This is a genomic window from Agathobacter sp. LCP21S3_B2, from assembly GCF_052118705.1.
Taxonomy (GTDB): Bacteria; Bacillota; Clostridia; order Lachnospirales; family Lachnospiraceae; genus Roseburia.
In genome coordinates, this window is the sequence record NZ_JBQKGQ010000017.1 from 16125 (window position 1) to 32489 (window position 16365).

Here is a 16365-nt window from a genome sequence, read left to right on the forward strand (position 1 = left end):
CGCCTTTTTGGCCATTCACAGACATACATACCTGCCTTCCCATGACCGGATATGCATGTATCACTCTATCGCATTAGCTCCTGCAATTATCTCAGTAAGCTCCTGCGTGATTGAGCCCTGACGCGCTCTGTTATATTTCAATGTCAGATCACTGATCATATCCTCTGCATTGCTCGTAGCAGAATCCATCGCCTGCATTCTGGCTCCGTTTTCACTGGCAAATGACTCCACCAGTGCTCCGTAAAACAGGCTTGTCACATATTTTGGTATAATAAGCTCCAAAGCCTCCTGTGGATTCGGTTCAAAATTCATGAGAATATTGGAGTCCTCTTTCTCATCTGCCCCGCTCTCATCCAGCTCCACCGGCAATAGCTTTATGAGCTTCGCCTCCTGTGTAACTGTGTTTTTGAAATGGGTATATGCGAGGTAAATCTCCCCTACCTGACCGTCTGTAAATGCCTTTAACACTCTTTTGCAAAGTGCCGCAGCATCCTCATAGGTCGGGTCCTCCATCATCTCCGGTACACTCTCAACTATATGATAGCCCTTTGACGTAAGCAGCTCATCACCCTTTGCTCCCACAGCGTATATGTCGAGTTCTTCTTTTTTGAAGTCTCCGTGTGTGATGAGCTTTACTATATTGCTGTTGTATCCGCCTGCCAGTCCGCGGTTTGATGTCAAAACAACTACCGCCTTCCTTGGCGAATCACCGGCCTTTAAGTATGGGTGCTCCAGATTGCCGCTCTTTGCAAGCATCGAGCTGACTGTCCTGTACATATAGTTGAAATACGGATCTGTTGCCTCCGCATGTGCTCTCGCCTTTTGCAGCTTGACGGTAGAAACGAGCTTCATGGCCTTTGTGATCTGCTGAGTACTTGTAATACTGCTTTTTCTGCGCTTTATGTCTCGCATCGAAGCCATTTTACCACCTGCCTTCTACTAATATCCAACCGTCTAACGGAACTGCTTTTTGCATTCCTCGATTGCCTTTATAAGTGCCTGCTCCGTATCATCGTCCATCACCTTTTTCTCCCTGATTGCTTCAGGAATCTCAGGATATCTGGTATCAATGAAATCAAACAGCTCTGCCTCAAATCTTAAAATATCCTCGATTTTGATATCGATAAGATACTTCTTTGTCGCAGCGTATATTATGATAACCTGCTTCTCTACAGGCATCGGCTTGTACTGCGGCTGCTTTAAAATCTCCCTGATTCGTGCTCCCTGTGCGAGCTGCTCTGCTGTGCTTGCATCAAGCTCTGAGCCAAACTGTGAGAACGCTGCAAGCTCTCTGTACTGAGCCAGCTCTACTCGGATAGGTGCTGCAATCTTTTTCATTGCCTTTATCTGTGCCGAGCCTCCAACTCGTGAAACTGAAAGTCCTGCATTTATGGCAGGTCTGAAGCCCGCGTTGAACATCTCTGTCTCGAGATATATCTGACCGTCTGTGATTGAGATAACATTGGTCGGGATATATGCCGATACATCACCCGCCTGTGTCTCAATGATAGGAAGGGCTGTGAGTGAGCCTCCACCCAGCTTGTCTGACAGTCTCGCTGCTCTCTCCAGAAGCCTTGAATGGAGATAGAAAACATCTCCCGGATAAGCCTCTCGTCCGGGTGCTCTCTTTAAAAGGAGTGAAAGTGTACGGTATGCTGCTGCATGCTTACTCAGATCATCGTAAACTATGAGCACATCCTGTCCGTTTTCCATCCATTCCTCACCTATAGCGCAGCCTGAGTATGGTGCGATATACTGTAACGGTGCAAGCTCTGATGCTGTCGCAGCCACTACTGTCGTGTAGCTCATGGCTCCGAACTCCTCGAGCTCATTTACTATGGATGCAACCGTAGAAGCCTTCTGACCGATAGCTACATAGATACATTTCACACCCTGTCCCTTCTGGTTGATTATGGTATCTATCGCGATAGCCGTCTTTCCGGTCTGTCTGTCTCCGATAATAAGCTCTCTTTGTCCTCGTCCGATAGGAACCATTGAGTCAATAGCCTTTATACCGGTCTGAAGCGGTGTATCTACTGACTTTCTCGAGATAACTCCCGATGCTACTCTCTCTATCTGACGATATTTGTCCGACTGGATAGGTCCCTTTCCGTCGATTGGCTGTCCGAGCGCATTTACTACTCGGCCGAGCATCGCATCGCCTACCGGCACCTCTACCACTCGTCCTGTGGTCTTAACTGTATCTCCCTCGTTGATATTGCGCTGCTGTCCAAGTAAAACAGCACCGACATTGTCCTCCTCGAGGTTTAATACCATTCCATATACTTCCCCTGGAAATTCCAAAAGCTCTCCCTGCATCGCATTCTCAAGACCATGAATACGTGCGATTCCGTCTGACACCTGAATGACTGTTCCTACATCAGCGACTTCGAGCTGGGAAGCGTATCTTTTAATCTGCTCCTTTATTACTGAGCTGATTTCTTCCGGCTTTAGATTCATGGAGCGCATTCACCTACTTTCAATTGTATTTTTGTCAAATCGCGGGTGAGTCTTTCTAATCTGCTGCTGACAGATGAATCCACCACTCTGTCCCCGATTCTGATTTTCATACCGCCTATGAGCGCGGTATCCACCTCAAAATGCATCTCAAATTTTACGTATTTTGTCGTGTCAAGAAGTCGTTTCTCCACAGCAAGCTTCTGCTCCTTTGACAGCTCAAATGCAGATGTGACGTATGCTGTTCCGATATTTTGGTACTCCTTGACTCTGTCAAGAAAGTAGTCGAAAACTAAGGTAAGCTCTTTGTAGTGATTCTTTTCTATAATCATCCTCATAAGCCCTACCAGCTCCGCTGAAACTCTTCCCCCAAATATTTCTTCGATGATTCTGACCTTTTCTTCTTTATCAATCTGCGGATGATCCATCAGCTTTGAGAGGTCATCATTTGCAGCAATGATTTCCTTTACTGCTGTTACCTCGTCAGACAGGCTGGATAGCCTGTTGTCCTCAAGGGCAGCCTCAAACAATGCATCACCGTATACCTTAGATACTAGCTTAGCCATGTTGATTCTCCCATTTCCTTAAGTGTCTCTTCAACGAGTGTATCCTGAATGTCTGTGGTGATTGAGGCTGCGACAGCCTTTTGTGCCATAAGCGATGCTATCTGTATCATCTCCTGCTTCATATCATCCATGGCATGCTTCTTCTCAAGCTCTGCCTCTTCTCTGGCTCTCTTTATGATGCGTGAAGCCTCTTCCTTTGCATCATCCACAATCTTGTTCTGGTTTTTAAGCGCCTTCTGTCTCGCCTCTGTGAGAATAGCCTCGGCCTCTTTATCGATGTCCTTAAGCTTTCCCTCGTACTCTGCCTTTAGTGCTGCGGCACTTTCCTTGTCAGCAATAGCTGTGTTTATATCGCTTTCTATCCTGTCCTGCCTGTCCTTTAACAGCTTCCTTGCAGGGTTGAAAAGCAGATACGACATCAGCATGAAAAGGAAAAATACTGCAACTGCCAAAAGTACTGTATCAAAGAGCAACTGCGCATCCAGATTAAACAAAAATGTATATCCCTGTGCTAACAACTTTTACTCTCCTTTCCGTTGGCTGTATCGCCGCACGGTAATCCTCTGCGGCAAACCATAATATACTATCCGAGCGGATGAACGAAAAGTAAAAGTAATGCAACAACGAGACCATAAAGACCTGTTGTCTCTGCAACCGCCTGTCCTAAAAGCATGGTTGACATAATCTGTCCTCTTGCTCCCGGGTTACGTCCTACGGCTGCTGCACCATGTCCTGCTGCGATACCCTGTCCAACACCAGGTCCGATTCCGGCGATAACTGCCAAACCTGCACCGATTGCTGAGCATGCTCTGATTAAATCCTGTCCATTGATATCCATAATTGAATCCTCCTAAAAATACATCTTATAGTTTTACTCATCCGTCTCACATGCCTGTGTAACGTATGTCATTGTCAGCATACAGAATACATATGTCTGAATTGCTCCTGAGAACAAATCAAAGTATACATGCAGTACTGACGGCCACGCTATGGCTATAAACCTTAGCAGACCATATACCAGCGCCATGATAACAGTTCCTGACAACACATTGGCGAACAAACGCAATGATAATGAGATAGGAATTGCAATCTCACTGATAATGTTGATTGGCGCCCATATAGGCAGCCACGGCGGCAGTGGTGAACACATACCGGTCCAGATATCCTTTGCGCTTTGATGCTTAGCCTTATTGAATCTGATCATGAAAAATGTAATAAGTGCAAGCGCCAGTGTGGTTCCGTAGTCGGCTGTCGGTGGTCTTAAGCCAAACAAGCCTGAGATATTACTCATCAGTATAAATATAAAAATCGTACTGATGTAGTTTACAAACCTCGGAGCCCACTTACCCATGGTTCCCTCAACCATCTTGTCGAGCATCTCTACGATGAGCTCGATGATATTCTGAAAGCCGTCCGGTACTTTCTTTGCTTTTTTAAGCTTCCTGTTTGCCACTATAGCGAATATGACCATAATGGCCATCACTATGAGGATACAGGCATGCGATGTGGTAATCCAGACCTCCTGACCGAATACCTTTATCGAAAAAATACCATGGATCATAAAGTCGATATTGTCTGCGTTACTTTCCAGTAAAATCGCCTGATTCACATTATCACCTCCTCCTTATTAAGTTTACCTGCGGTTTTGCTACTCTGTCTCCATTTCGCCGGCGGAAGATGCATCACTTCTCCCGGAAAATCTGTCTGTCACCTTCATAAATAAAGGCTGTAAATATGCTGAAATCTTGAGCCCCAGCATACCGACAAAGGCCATTATCAGATTTCCAAAATCAAATAGTCCCAATATAAATAACAGGACCGCAACAACAATATACCTTAAAAGTGATTTTGCTACGATCCTGCGATTGGCATCCTTTTGTCCATATATGGCGGTTGCGTCATATATGACTGTAGCGATATTGACAGCCATACCAACAGCTATCGCTATCCCATACCATAAGCCGATAGAATATGAAATTTTGTCTGTGACAAACCATACCCCAATAAGCTGCACAACAATCCCGTAAAAAACTATCCCAAATACAAGTCCCGGCAATGCGTCATTTATTCTTTTTAACATCCTTCTCTACCCTGCTAATACTGTCTGATATCTCTGTTTCCGTAGTACTCTGCCTGCCCGGTGTCTGTCTGACGGCTCTGCCATCATCCTCTGGCTTCAGGAATTTTTGAACCATACGGTATATATTGTTTACCCCCGCAAACGCTCCAAGGAAAAACAATGGAACAGTTACCCAGTCCGCTCCGGTCTTTTTCCCAATCCACACACCGGCCAGTGTGCAGAGAAATATCGGCACAATCATGTTGATTCCAAACTGGAAAACCATGATAAGTGCGTTCATTACCTCTTTCTTATTATCTCTTTTCATATACAAATTATTATATCATTTTTATTGCTTTTGTCTATATTTTTATGTGTAAAATGCATAAAAAATATATGTGTTTTATGTCAAATCGCGTCAATTTAACATAACAATTGCAGTATAAGGCTGTAATCTGACAGCAATAACCATACAACCAATAAGTGTACATTACACCACAAGTGCTACAGCACAAGCGTCACCTCACGACCTGTGTGCTCATACCTGCGAATTGTAACACCTGCTGCCCTCAGCATCCTCTTTGAAGCTGTCACGCTGGCAGTGCCCTCGTACTTGTCACTGTCGTAGACTACCTCCCTGATGCCGGACTGTATAATTGCCTTAGCGCACTCATTACACGGAAACAGGGTGACATATATGGTCGCTCCCTCAAGGCTTCCGCCCCTGTAGTTTAAGATGGCATTGAGCTCGCTGTGTGTAGAATAAAAATACTTGTTGTCCTCTCCTTCTCTGGCCCAGGTGAACTCATCATCCGAGCAGCCCAGAGGAAATCCGTTGTAACCCATGGAGAGTATCTTGTGCTCCGGGTCCACTATGCATGCCCCCACCTGGGTATTCGGATCCTTCGAGCGCATGCCTGAAAGCATCGCTATGCCCATAAAATACTCATCCCATGAGATATAATCCTTTCTCTTTTCCGAAGCGCCCATATATACACCTCCATTCAATATGGTCTATCACACTGTCTGTTACTTTACTGTTTTATATCACTGTTTACACCTCAGAGCAACCTGCAGCTATTATCATCATTATTATTACTTGGTTCCGAAAATTCTGTCTCCTGCATCTCCGAGTCCCGGCACAATATATTTGTGCTCATTGAGATGATCATCGAGTGCGCCTATATATACATCCACATCAGGATGTGCCTCTGTGAGTCTCTTTACTCCCTCAGGAGCTGCAATTATGCACATAAAGTGGATGTTTTTCACACCGCGTTTTTTGAGCATATCAAGCGCTGCAACTGCTGAACCGCCTGTTGCGAGCATCGGGTCTACCACAAATACCTCTCTGTTGGCGCAGTCTGCCGGAAGCTTGCAATAGTACTCGATAGGCTCTGCTGTCTCCGGGTCACGATACATGCCAATGTGTCCAACCTTTGCGGCAGGGATGAGCTCAAGCATACCCTCCACCATACCAAGTCCGGCTCTTAAGATAGGAACAACTGCAAGCTTTTTGCCCTTTAATTCCTTTACAGTGGCCTTACAGATAGGAGTCTCAATCTCCACATCTGCAAGCTCCAGATCTCTTGTTGCCTCGTAGCACTCAAGCATCGCAACCTCGCTGACGAGTGTTCTGAAATCCTTTGAACCTGTGTCGGTTCTTCTCATAATTCCAATCTTGTGCTGAATCAGCGGATGATCCATAACTACTACCTTACCCATAATATTTGTTCTCCTTTGTCTTGTATTGTGTTGTCTTATATTTGTTTGTCATTTATGTATTTTGTATTCCGGTTACTGATTATTTTCACCATTTGCATTTAAGAGCTTTACCAGCTTCTTAAGCGTGGCTCTGAGGCTTTCATAGCACAGTCCGTAGCTTTGAAGCGTGCCGCCGTAAGGGTCAAGTATCTCAAGCTCATCGCCCACATACTGTGAAAGCACAAAGACCTGCTCCGGGTCGATATCGGCAAAGCTTTCTATGATGCGCTCGCGCTGTGATGACTCCATGGTAAATACCATAGTACTCTCCGTGATATCAGATTCCTCAAGCTGCGTTGACACCATGCCATCCGTGGAAATGCCATTGCTTATGAGCACTGCCTCTGCCTTCTGATTGACCGGCTCCGGAAATTGAACAACAAGTCCTCTCGCCTCAATCTCCATCGGCACCTTGAGTACAAAGTCGTTCATGATGCCCTTTGCCATCTGCTCCCTGCATGTGCCGGTCTGTGCGACAAAAATGATTTTGTCATACTTCACATGTGTGTCTATCACCTGATGGCCTGCCGCCTTTAGCATACGGTTCATGATGGCCTGTCCTATACGCGGTGTGGAGAAGCTCTCCGAGAAAATCACATCCACATCGAGCTCATCACAATCCCTTAATATACGGTAAAGCTCATGGGCTATCGAATCCTCATCGGCCCTGCTTCCCATCGACAGGACAACATCTGCATCATAAAACTGCTTTGTCTCCTCTGTTGCGATGACTGCTATCTTTTTGCCATCATCCCTGTGCGAAGCCACAAGCTCATTTATCTTTGCAATCACATGCTTTCTGGTACCGTCCACGATGACCATGTCAGCCTTTGGCGCATAGTGCTTGTACTTCATGCCGGGGGCCTTGGGCTTTCTAGTATCATCTGCCGCTATGATTCCCGGATCGATGATGACCTCCTTGCCTAATACCTTTGAAAGCATCTGAGGTGTGATGTATCCCGGGCGCAGCACCATAGGTGTATCCTCTGTCAGGTCAATAATGGTGGACTCTATTCCTATGCCAACCGGTCCTCCGTCTATAATCATGGCTATTTTGCCGCTTAAATCCTCAGCCACATGTGCAGCCTCTGTAGGGCTCGGTCTGCCGGATGTGTTGGCGCTTGGCGCCGCGATAAGGCAACCGCTTCTTCTTATAAGATCTAGCGCTATAGGATGATTCGGCATGCGCACAGCCACTGTGTCCATGCCGCCTGTTGTGGCATACGGCACTGCATCGCCCTTCTCCACTATCATGGTAAGAGGTCCCGGCCAGAAAGCATCCGAAAGCTTCCTTGCATCCTCCGGCACCGTCTTTGCGATGCGCTCCAAATCCGAAAAATCTGATATGTGTACGATAAGCGGATTGTCCGACGGACGCCCCTTTGCACTGTATATCTTCTTTGATGCCTCCGGATCTAAAGCATCACCGCCAAGCCCATACACTGTCTCTGTCGGAAACGCTACAAGCTCACCGGCTGCAATCAAATCACCTGCCTCCTGCATGAGCTTATGGTCTAAATTGTCCTGATCTATTTTTATAATTTTTGTTTCCATTTTATATCCTCACCGCACATACTACAGTAATATACCATGTGCAAACACCAGTTTTTCTAAATAATCATGTGTTTTTATTGTAACAATTCAGAGCCACCTCGAGAGCAGGAAAACCTGCTGCTTACATGTAAGCATGAGGTATCAGCTCTTTTGTCCTCAGAGGTTCTGAATAGTTTTCTATTTATTATACAATAGTAACAATAGCATTTCAAGTTTTACTCAATATTTGGTAATTTTTATATAAGATTGTGTAAAAGTAAGTACAATTTTATTTGGCATTGCATTATTCTGCGTTTTGTACTAAAATGCAGATAAGCCAATAACGGCGAATAATGATCATTATTTTATAAGGAGGATTTCATTATGGCATACGTAATTTCTGATTCATGCGTTAGCTGTGGTACATGTGCTGGTGAGTGCCCAGTAGGAGCTATCTCTGCTGGTGATTCACAGTACGTAATCGATGCAGATTCTTGTCTCGATTGTGGTACATGTGCTGGTGTTTGCCCAACTGGAGCAATCAGCCAGGGCTAATTTTTAGCATACTGTAAGAAAGAAAGACGACCTGTTATAGGTCGTCTTTTTTTGTGTTGTAATCGTCTTTGTATTGTAATCATTTTTATGCTGTAAGCGTTTTTTGCAGTAATTATTTTTATAGTGTAAGCGTTGTCTTGCATGCTCTACAGCCTCACCGGATTAAGCTCATGTGTATGCGTCTTGTCGCGTCCCTTCTTTCCCTTGGTGTCTGCAGCACTTATTTTTGTATCTGCAGGCATGTCCGCGTTCCTTTTCCTGGAAAAAAGCCCCTTTCTACGCAGATTTCCGCGTATGGCAGCGTCCAGCTTTTTATATCTCTCCTCCTGCGCGCTGTCCTGTTCGCGCATCAGATAGTTCATTTCCTTTAATATCCGCTCCTGCACCTCAGTGGATATCTGCTGACTCAGCTCCTCATTGTTCAGTGCTATGGCTCTCCCCACGATATTGCTCATCAGCTCGCGAAACTCATCCATACGCTCTTCTGCCGTGCGGCTTCTGTATGTATGATTGTATCCGTCCAGCTTATCGTGATATGCGGGATTATACCCATACACCTCCTGTTTTGCCGCCTGATTTGCAATATTTGGGTAATTTACAGGCTGTACAGATTTTTCCATGACCGCAGGATTCGGTGGATTTAATGGCTCACCTGGTGCATCCGAATGAAGCATATCGCGGATTGCACGAAGCTGATACCCCTTCTCCTTGAGCTCCTTTATCCTTAAAAACTGCTTTATATTATCTCTCGTATAGTATCTGTGACCAAGTTCATTTCTAGGCACATCAAGTCCCAGCTCATCCTCCCAGTAACGCAACACATGAGTCTCCACATCCACGGCGGCTGCCGCATCGGAAATCATGTAACGTACTTTCTCCAAATTGAAGTCCTCCTGTCTGAAATTATATTTTATTCGCTATACGCTTTTGGCACATCGAAAAGAACCAGCACTGCGAAAAAAGTTATATCGCTGTACTGGTTCAATTATAGCCTTGATAGAACTCTCATTCAATTGGTTTCGGTCGCAACTTTCGACATTTCGCGGTTTTTTGTTACTGTTCACACCTCAATGTAATCTGCTTCCGTTTATATATCCTTCACTACAGCAGTGATCAGTTCTGTAAACTGCTTTGCCACGCGGTCTGCGGTTTCCTGCACTTCCTTGTGGTTGAGCTTTTTGTCGGATAGTCCTGCTGCAAGGTTGGTGATACATGAGATTCCGCAAACCTCAAGCCCCATATGACGCGCTGCAAGTGCCTCACAGGCTGTGCTCATTCCGACGGCATCTCCTCCGAGTATTTTACACATCCTGACCTCGGCCGGGGTCTCATACTGCGGGCCTGTGAGCTGTACGTAGACTCCTTCTCTCAGCTTTATGCCCAGCTTATCTGCCTTTTCTTTTACGATTTCCCTCATTCTACGGCTGTATACCTCGCTCATATCCGGAAAACGCTCGCCCAGTTCATCAATATTGGCTCCGATCAGTGGACTTGGTATGGCTGTCGCGATATGGTCCGAAATCAGCATAAAGTCTCCCGGATTAAAATCAGTATTAAGACCGCCTGCCGCATTTGTGAGTATCAGCTTTTTTGCGCCCATCATTCCCATGAGGCGTGTCGGCAGCACAACGTCTGTTACCGAATACCCCTCATAATAATGTACTCTGCCCTGCATGATGACAACAGGCACACTATCCACATATCCAAATACAAACCTGCCCTTGTGTCCGGGAACTGTGGATGTTGGAAAGCCCTTGATATCCTTGTAATCTATGGTTGTCTCTATCTTAATCTGCTCTGCATAGTCTCCAAGTCCCGAGCCCAAAACTATGGCTGTCTCCGGTACAAAATCTGTTTTTTCACGCACACTTGCAAGGCATGTGGTGAGTTTTTCATATATACTGTTCATTTTTTTCTCCATATATTTTCTGTTTAAGTTTAAAAAATTCCTGAGATATTCCCCCTTAAAGTTCTTCAAGAATAGAATGTCCGATGGTACCCTCCGGCATTTTTACGCCGAAGTTGTCAGTAATTGTGGCTCCAATCACCGCAAAGGTGGCTTCCTCCTCAATTGCGCCACCGCCCTTCATGCTCTTTGAATACGCGATAAAAGGCACATATTCGCGTGTGTGGTCTGTTCCCTTGTAGGTAGGGTCGTTTCCGTGGTCTGCGGTCAGTATGAGCAGATCATCATCCCTTAGCTTTTCCATTAAAATGCCCAGGTTTTTATCAAATTTTTCTATTTCCTCTCCGTAGCCTGTCACATTTCTGCGATGACCCCACAGTGCATCGAAATCGACCAGATTCACAAAGCACAGCCCTTTAAAATCCTTCTCACATATATCAATGGTCTGCTCCATTCCATGAACCGAGCTTTTTGAGCGGAATGCCTCTGTAATGCCCTCTCCGCAGAAAATATCATTGATTTTGCCGACTGAAATGACATCCAGTCCACTGTCCTTTAATGCATTTAATGCAGTAAGACCTGTAGGCTTAAGCGCATAGTCGTGCCTGTTTGAGGTTCGCACGAACTCACCCTTTTTCTTTCCCACATATGGTCTGGCAATGACGCGCCCTACTCGCCACTCGTCCTTGAGTGTTATTTTTCTGGCTATCTCACAGCAGCGGTAGAGATTCTGTAAATCAAAGGTCTCCTCATTACCGCAAATCTGAAGCACCGAATCCGCTGACGTGTATACAATCATCGAACCGTTCTTTATCTCTTCCTCTCCGAGCTCCTCGATTATCTCAGTGCCGCTGGCGCTCTTGTTGCCTATGACCTTTTTTCCGCACTGCTTCTCAAGCTCAGCGATGAGCTCCGGTGGAAATCCGTGCTCTGTGAAGGTCTTAAACGGCTTTTCGGTTTTTATGCCCATCATCTCCCAGTGGCCTGTCATCGTGTCCTTGCCGTTGCTCGCCTCTGCCAGCCGCGTAAATCGGCCGATTGGCTCAGCAGCCGGCTGCATCTGACCGCCACAGTGCAGATTGAGCATTCCAAGCCTTGTAAGATTTGGGATGTCGAGAGTCTGCATACTCTCAAGTATATGTCCAAAGGTGTCTACATCTGTGTCTCCAAACCTTTCCGAGTCAGGCATTGCGCCGATTCCCAGAGAATCCAGGACTATCACAAAAATTCTGTTATATTTCTTCATGGTGTCATACCTCCATTTTCCGGTCCGTAAATTTGTGCTGCGGTTAAATGTTAAATCTCCATAAGTCTCGCGGCACTATACCAGCTGTCTGAAAATCCTCTCCTTCACGGCATCATCCGCAAATGCCACATCCAGTGCATTTTTCATCATAAGCGGCAGCTCCTCATCTCGTATGCCATAGGTTCTTTCTATGAATTCAAGCTCCTTTGACAGAGTTGTATTGCTTACGGTGCGGTTGTCTGTGTTTATTGTGACCTTTAATCCGGCGTCCAAAAACTCCCTGATGGGATATTCGTCTGCAGATGCCACCGCCTTTGTCTGCAGATTGCTTATCGGACAAAGCTCGATGCCTATGCCCTTTGCCGAAAGCTGCCTTTCAAGTTCTCCGTGGCCTCTCACGGCTATTCCATGGCCTATCCTGGCCGCGCCAGCCTCCACTGCATCTATGATATTCTGTGCATTTCCACACTCTCCCGCATGGATTGTAAAAGGCAGCCCAAGCTGCTTTGCATATTTGAAAAGCTCCATGAAGCCTGACATAGGGTAAGGCACCTCAGCACCTGCGAGGTCTGCCGCGCACACACCCGCGCCTAAAAATTCCCTTGCGGTGTGCAGCATGCGTCTGTTTTGCTCCTCGCTGTGATGCCTCATGGCGCACACAATAAGCCCACATTCTATGCCAAAATCCTTTTTACCTCTCTCAAGTCCCTTAATCGTCGCCTCTATCACGCGCTCGCAGCTCATGCGCTCATTCTCTGAAAGCAGCGGTGCAAAACGGATTTCCGCGTATACGACGTTTTCCCTATGCATGCCCTTAAGCACATCATAGGCTGCTCCCTCAAGCCCCTTTTCATCCTGGATGCACTGCCCCGGCAAGTCAAATTTCTCCAGATACTGTGCCAGACTTGTGCAGTCATCCGACACGCTAAGCTCTGCCTCCTGCACCGTCCTGCCAAGCCTTTTCTCGACAAATTCACGGCTTAATGAGCCATCAAGATGGCAGTGAAGCTCAATTTTCGGCAGCTTTATTATATTGTCTCTTATATTCTCTTCTCTCTCCATATTTCCCCCATTTCCGGTTTCCCACTTCCTGTTGAGGCGGCTAATGTTCACACGACCATATAACCAACAACTATTACAGCCCATTATACAGCCCATTAAAGGTACAGCTACAGGTCGCTCTACTCAAGGTTCGCAGGTCCAAACCCCTGCGGGAGCATATCCTCCAGTGTGTAAATCCTATAGTTTTCCCTGTCAATCGCCAGTATTATTTTAAAGGTCTTCGGATTGCAAAACTCCATCATAACCTGGCGGCATACTCCACATGGCGCTGTATAACCCGTCGCTTTTTGGTTCTTTCCGCCCACGATACAGATTGCCTCAAAATCCCGCACGCCTTCACTCACAGCCTTGAAAAATGCTGTCCTTTCCGCACAGTTTGTCGGTGTGTAGGCTGCATTTTCTATATTGCAGCCGGTGTAGACTGCCTGATTTTTTGCTAAAAGAGCCGCACCGACATTGAATCCTGAGTACGGCGCATATGAAAATTCAAGCTGTGCAAGGGCTGTATCAATCAGTTTTTCAATTGTTTTTTTATCCATATATAATTCCCCGGTTATTTATTGTATACGAAAATTCAGTCCATAGCCTTAATAAGCTTCACCACACGGCTTGTCCCAAGCCTGTCAGCGCCAAGCTCAAGAAATCTTTCTGCATCATCTAATGAAGAAATGCCTCCGGCAGCCTTCATCTTCACACCCTCCCCGATATGCTCTGAAAACAGCTTTATATCGTCAAAGGTCGCACCTGCCGTGCCAAATCCTGTAGATGTCTTGATGTAATCAGCCCCTGCGCTCGTCACGATATCGCACATCCTGATTTTCTCCTCATCTGTGAGAAAGCAGGTCTCGATGATGACTTTAAGCACCTTATCCTTGCATATAGACTTGAGCTTCTTTATTTCATCCTCTATCAGCTCATACCTTTTATCCTTGAGCCAGCCGATATTGATGACCATATCTATCTCCTTCGCTCCGTTTGCAAGGGCATCCTCTGTCTCAAAGGCTTTCACCGCAGTGGTCGAATATCCGTTAGGGAAGCCTATCACTGTACAGACCTTTACCCTTTCACCCAGATACTTTGCTGCCTGACTTACATAGCTTGGTGGTATGCAGACCGATGCTGTGTGATATTTTATCGCATCATCGCATATCTGCCTGATTTCGTCCCATGTAGCCTGTGGGGATAAAAGTGTATGGTCAACGTGTTTTAAAATTTCATTTATATCCAATGTCTGTTCTCCGTTTCTGTGTTTTATGTCTGACTTATTCTCCGGCGCAATCCTCGCGAATGAGGTTTCGCACTGCCGAAACCGCCACCTGAACCGCCATGTCCGTATCGCGTACCACAGGATTCTCAAGCCCGAGCTTTTCCCTCTCCTGATTTGCGACCACAAGGAAGCATGAGCCTGCCCTGACTCCAAGCTTTGCCGCAACGACAAAAAGAGCGGCTGACTCCATCTCTGACGCAAGACAGCCAAGCATCCTCCATGCATTCCATTTATTGATAAGCTCGTAGCCTGCCGGCATTTTTTCAGGCTCGTGCTGTCCGTAAAATGCATCCTTGCACTGCACCACGCCTGTGTGATGCGTAAAGTTTTTCTGCTTTGCTGCCGCAACAAGCGCGTTTGTGACATCTAAATCTGCCACAGCCGGAAACTCTATCGGCGCATACTCCTTTGATGTGCCCTCCATGCGGATGGCCCCTGTCGCAATCACGATGTCACCGCTTTTCACATCTGTCTGCATGCCTCCGCAGGTTCCGATCCTCACGAAGGTATCTGCACCGCATCTGTACAGCTCCTCCATCGCTATAGATGCGGATGGTCCGCCAATGCCTGTCGATGTTACGCTGACCTTCACTCCATCCAATGTGCCGGTGTATGTGATAAACTCCCTGTTGTCAGCTATCAGGACCGGATTGTCAAGGTACTGCGCTATTTTAACACACCTCTTCGGGTCTCCCGGCATGATAACATACCTGCCGACCTCTCCCTTTGCGACCTGGATATGATACTGTCTGTCAGGATCCTTTGAATAATTTTTCATGTAATGCCACCTCCCACAGTTTTCTTTTGTTAGCTTTAATTATACACAATTTCTGTGGTTTTGTGCAGAGGAAAGGACATTTTCCCTTGTAAAAAAATTTGTGTATGGTTTTTATGTAATACGAAAATTGCGGCATGGGATTCCGGCGCGCGTATACTCTCACTGAGCTGACGCTACACCGATAAGATACTGTACGAATTATGCTTGCAGATTTTTTATGCTTGACGAAACCGTCGCTACTCGCCCTCCATGGCTCGATAGCTCCTTGACTTGCCTTCCCTGGCAAGTCATTTCTGTGCTTCATGGCATAATTCTACAGTATCTAACCGGCTTCGCTATGCGCTCTTGTGAGAGTATACGCGCGCCGGTATCTCATGCCACAATTTTCTGACAAACTATAAAAACTACAGCGGGCAGAACCAGTATCCGAACACTCCGCTATCGACATCCGCTGAATTTGCCGGTGCGGCCGGCTCAAATTCCGTGAAGCCGAATATCCCTGCCAGCATGCGCTCCTGCGGCTCGCTCACGCCCGGCACTCCGAGATATTGCCTGCCATCTGTATCCGTTTTGATGACGAGATGCTTATAGTTTGCGTAACCGTGTGTAAGAAAGCTGTTGTTGACTATGTACCAGTTTTTGGCTGGAAGCGTGCGAAGCTCTGATATGTCTATGCGCCTGATTTTGTCCTGACTGTCATCAACATTTTGACTATGGATTTCTTTCTGGCAGCCCGGTTCAGGCTTAGGAGTCGATACAGGGTTTTTCTTATTTGATAAATCTGCTTGTACCTTGAGTGGCTTTCTTATAACTGCTTCCGTGTTATCCGTCCAGCAGCTTGCCAGAAATTTTTCATCTGCATTTTCCAGCTCTATCCTTACACCGAGCACCTGCAAAAATGTCTTTCCACTGTCCTTTACGTTTTCGGTATCTACATTATATATCTCGCGCGCTTCACCGTTTTTTACCGTAAGCTCCCCTGCCTCTATGGATTCTTCCGCTTCATATACCAGATACACTCTTCCTTTTCCGGAGTATTTTCCGAGATTTTTTATCTGTACGAGAAATGCACTTTTTTCTCCATTTATTTCCACTTTTATAAAGCCTGCATTATTTCCTTTTATTCTGCCATCATATAAATACAGGTATGTAACGAATCTCTTCATGCTTAT

20 protein-coding genes are annotated in these 16365 nt (G+C 46.1%); 1 reads left to right on the plus strand and 19 read right to left on the minus strand.

The features are described 5' to 3' along the window. Nucleotides 1-60: 60 nt before the first annotated feature. The 11 genes from atpG to ACTQ1L_RS11930 all read right to left on the minus strand — a co-directional run bounded on the left by atpG (nucleotide 61) and on the right by ACTQ1L_RS11930 (nucleotide 8400). Nucleotides 61-921, minus strand: coding sequence for an ATP synthase F1 subunit gamma (gene atpG, locus ACTQ1L_RS11880; protein ID WP_441367353.1), 861 nt, complete (start codon nucleotides 919-921; stop codon nucleotides 61-63). Nucleotides 922-954: 33 nt separating this feature from the next. Continuing rightward, nucleotides 955-2460 (minus strand): F0F1 ATP synthase subunit alpha, encoded by a 1506-nt coding sequence (atpA, locus tag ACTQ1L_RS11885; RefSeq protein ID WP_321112014.1) that lies wholly within the window; start codon nucleotides 2458-2460, stop codon nucleotides 955-957. Beyond that, entirely contained in the window at nucleotides 2457-3023 is a 567-nt protein-coding gene (gene atpH, locus ACTQ1L_RS11890) for an ATP synthase F1 subunit delta (protein ID WP_012741047.1), read from the minus strand. Before atpH ends, atpA begins: the two co-directional genes overlap by 4 nt. Then, nucleotides 3011-3541, minus strand: a complete 531-nt coding sequence (atpF, locus tag ACTQ1L_RS11895; RefSeq protein ID WP_022293665.1) for a F0F1 ATP synthase subunit B — start codon at nucleotides 3539-3541, stop codon at nucleotides 3011-3013. The genes atpH and atpF overlap by 13 nt, the downstream gene beginning before the upstream one ends. A gap of 65 nt (nucleotides 3542-3606) precedes the next feature. Continuing rightward, a complete protein-coding gene (atpE, locus tag ACTQ1L_RS11900; RefSeq protein WP_012741045.1) occupies nucleotides 3607-3861 on the minus strand; it encodes an ATP synthase F0 subunit C in 255 nt (84 codons plus the stop codon). A 33-nt stretch (nucleotides 3862-3894) separates the two neighbouring features. Beyond that, nucleotides 3895-4632, minus strand: a complete 738-nt coding sequence (atpB, locus tag ACTQ1L_RS11905; RefSeq protein WP_173858647.1) for a F0F1 ATP synthase subunit A — start codon at nucleotides 4630-4632, stop codon at nucleotides 3895-3897. Between the two features lie 39 nt (nucleotides 4633-4671). After that, the gene (locus ACTQ1L_RS11910) at nucleotides 4672-5103 is read right to left on the minus strand and encodes a hypothetical protein (protein ID WP_055224455.1); all 432 of its coding nucleotides are present in this window, start codon (nucleotides 5101-5103) and stop codon (nucleotides 4672-4674) included. After that, entirely contained in the window at nucleotides 5084-5410 is a 327-nt protein-coding gene (locus ACTQ1L_RS11915) for an AtpZ/AtpI family protein (protein WP_441367356.1), read from the minus strand. The genes ACTQ1L_RS11910 and ACTQ1L_RS11915 overlap by 20 nt, the downstream gene beginning before the upstream one ends. Before the next feature lie 176 nt (nucleotides 5411-5586). Then, nucleotides 5587-6072, minus strand: coding sequence for a deoxycytidylate deaminase (locus ACTQ1L_RS11920; protein ID WP_321112011.1), 486 nt, complete (start codon nucleotides 6070-6072; stop codon nucleotides 5587-5589). A gap of 105 nt (nucleotides 6073-6177) precedes the next feature. After that, entirely contained in the window at nucleotides 6178-6807 is a 630-nt protein-coding gene (upp, locus tag ACTQ1L_RS11925; protein ID WP_321112010.1) for a uracil phosphoribosyltransferase, read from the minus strand. Between the two features lie 72 nt (nucleotides 6808-6879). After that, entirely contained in the window at nucleotides 6880-8400 is a 1521-nt protein-coding gene (locus ACTQ1L_RS11930; RefSeq protein ID WP_321112009.1) for an L-threonylcarbamoyladenylate synthase, read from the minus strand. A 363-nt stretch (nucleotides 8401-8763) separates the two neighbouring features. On the opposite strand from ACTQ1L_RS11930, the gene ACTQ1L_RS11935 reads away from it, so the two are divergent. Beyond that, the gene (locus ACTQ1L_RS11935) at nucleotides 8764-8934 is read left to right on the plus strand and encodes a DUF362 domain-containing protein (RefSeq protein ID WP_015517610.1); all 171 of its coding nucleotides are present in this window, start codon (nucleotides 8764-8766) and stop codon (nucleotides 8932-8934) included. 146 nt (nucleotides 8935-9080) lie between these two features. On the opposite strand, the gene ACTQ1L_RS11940 is transcribed toward ACTQ1L_RS11935, so the two are convergent. The 8 genes from ACTQ1L_RS11940 to ACTQ1L_RS11975 form a co-directional block, all read right to left on the minus strand. Beyond that, entirely contained in the window at nucleotides 9081-9797 is a 717-nt protein-coding gene (locus ACTQ1L_RS11940; protein ID WP_441367410.1) for a MerR family transcriptional regulator, read from the minus strand. 224 nt (nucleotides 9798-10021) lie between these two features. Next, complete coding sequence (locus tag ACTQ1L_RS11945; protein WP_441367358.1) at nucleotides 10022-10843, minus strand: purine-nucleoside phosphorylase; 822 nt, start codon at nucleotides 10841-10843, stop codon at nucleotides 10022-10024. A 55-nt stretch (nucleotides 10844-10898) separates the two neighbouring features. After that, nucleotides 10899-12086, minus strand: coding sequence for a phosphopentomutase (locus tag ACTQ1L_RS11950; protein WP_441367360.1), 1188 nt, complete (start codon nucleotides 12084-12086; stop codon nucleotides 10899-10901). A gap of 75 nt (nucleotides 12087-12161) precedes the next feature. Beyond that, nucleotides 12162-13148, minus strand: coding sequence for an adenosine deaminase (gene add, locus ACTQ1L_RS11955; protein WP_441367361.1), 987 nt, complete (start codon nucleotides 13146-13148; stop codon nucleotides 12162-12164). A 119-nt stretch (nucleotides 13149-13267) separates the two neighbouring features. Beyond that, nucleotides 13268-13687: a cytidine deaminase gene (locus ACTQ1L_RS11960; protein WP_441367362.1), complete on the minus strand. Its 420-nt coding sequence runs from the start codon at nucleotides 13685-13687 to the stop codon at nucleotides 13268-13270. A gap of 35 nt (nucleotides 13688-13722) precedes the next feature. After that, nucleotides 13723-14376, minus strand: a complete 654-nt coding sequence (gene deoC / locus ACTQ1L_RS11965) for a deoxyribose-phosphate aldolase (protein WP_321112002.1) — start codon at nucleotides 14374-14376, stop codon at nucleotides 13723-13725. 34 nt (nucleotides 14377-14410) lie between these two features. After that, nucleotides 14411-15193 (minus strand): uridine phosphorylase, encoded by a 783-nt coding sequence (gene udp, locus ACTQ1L_RS11970; protein WP_022292497.1) that lies wholly within the window; start codon nucleotides 15191-15193, stop codon nucleotides 14411-14413. A gap of 404 nt (nucleotides 15194-15597) precedes the next feature. Continuing rightward, nucleotides 15598-16359 carry a DUF6128 domain-containing protein gene (locus ACTQ1L_RS11975; RefSeq protein ID WP_441367364.1) on the minus strand — a complete coding sequence of 254 codons (762 nt, stop codon included), beginning with the start codon at nucleotides 16357-16359 and terminating at the stop codon, nucleotides 15598-15600. Between the last annotated feature and the right edge of the window lie 6 nt (nucleotides 16360-16365).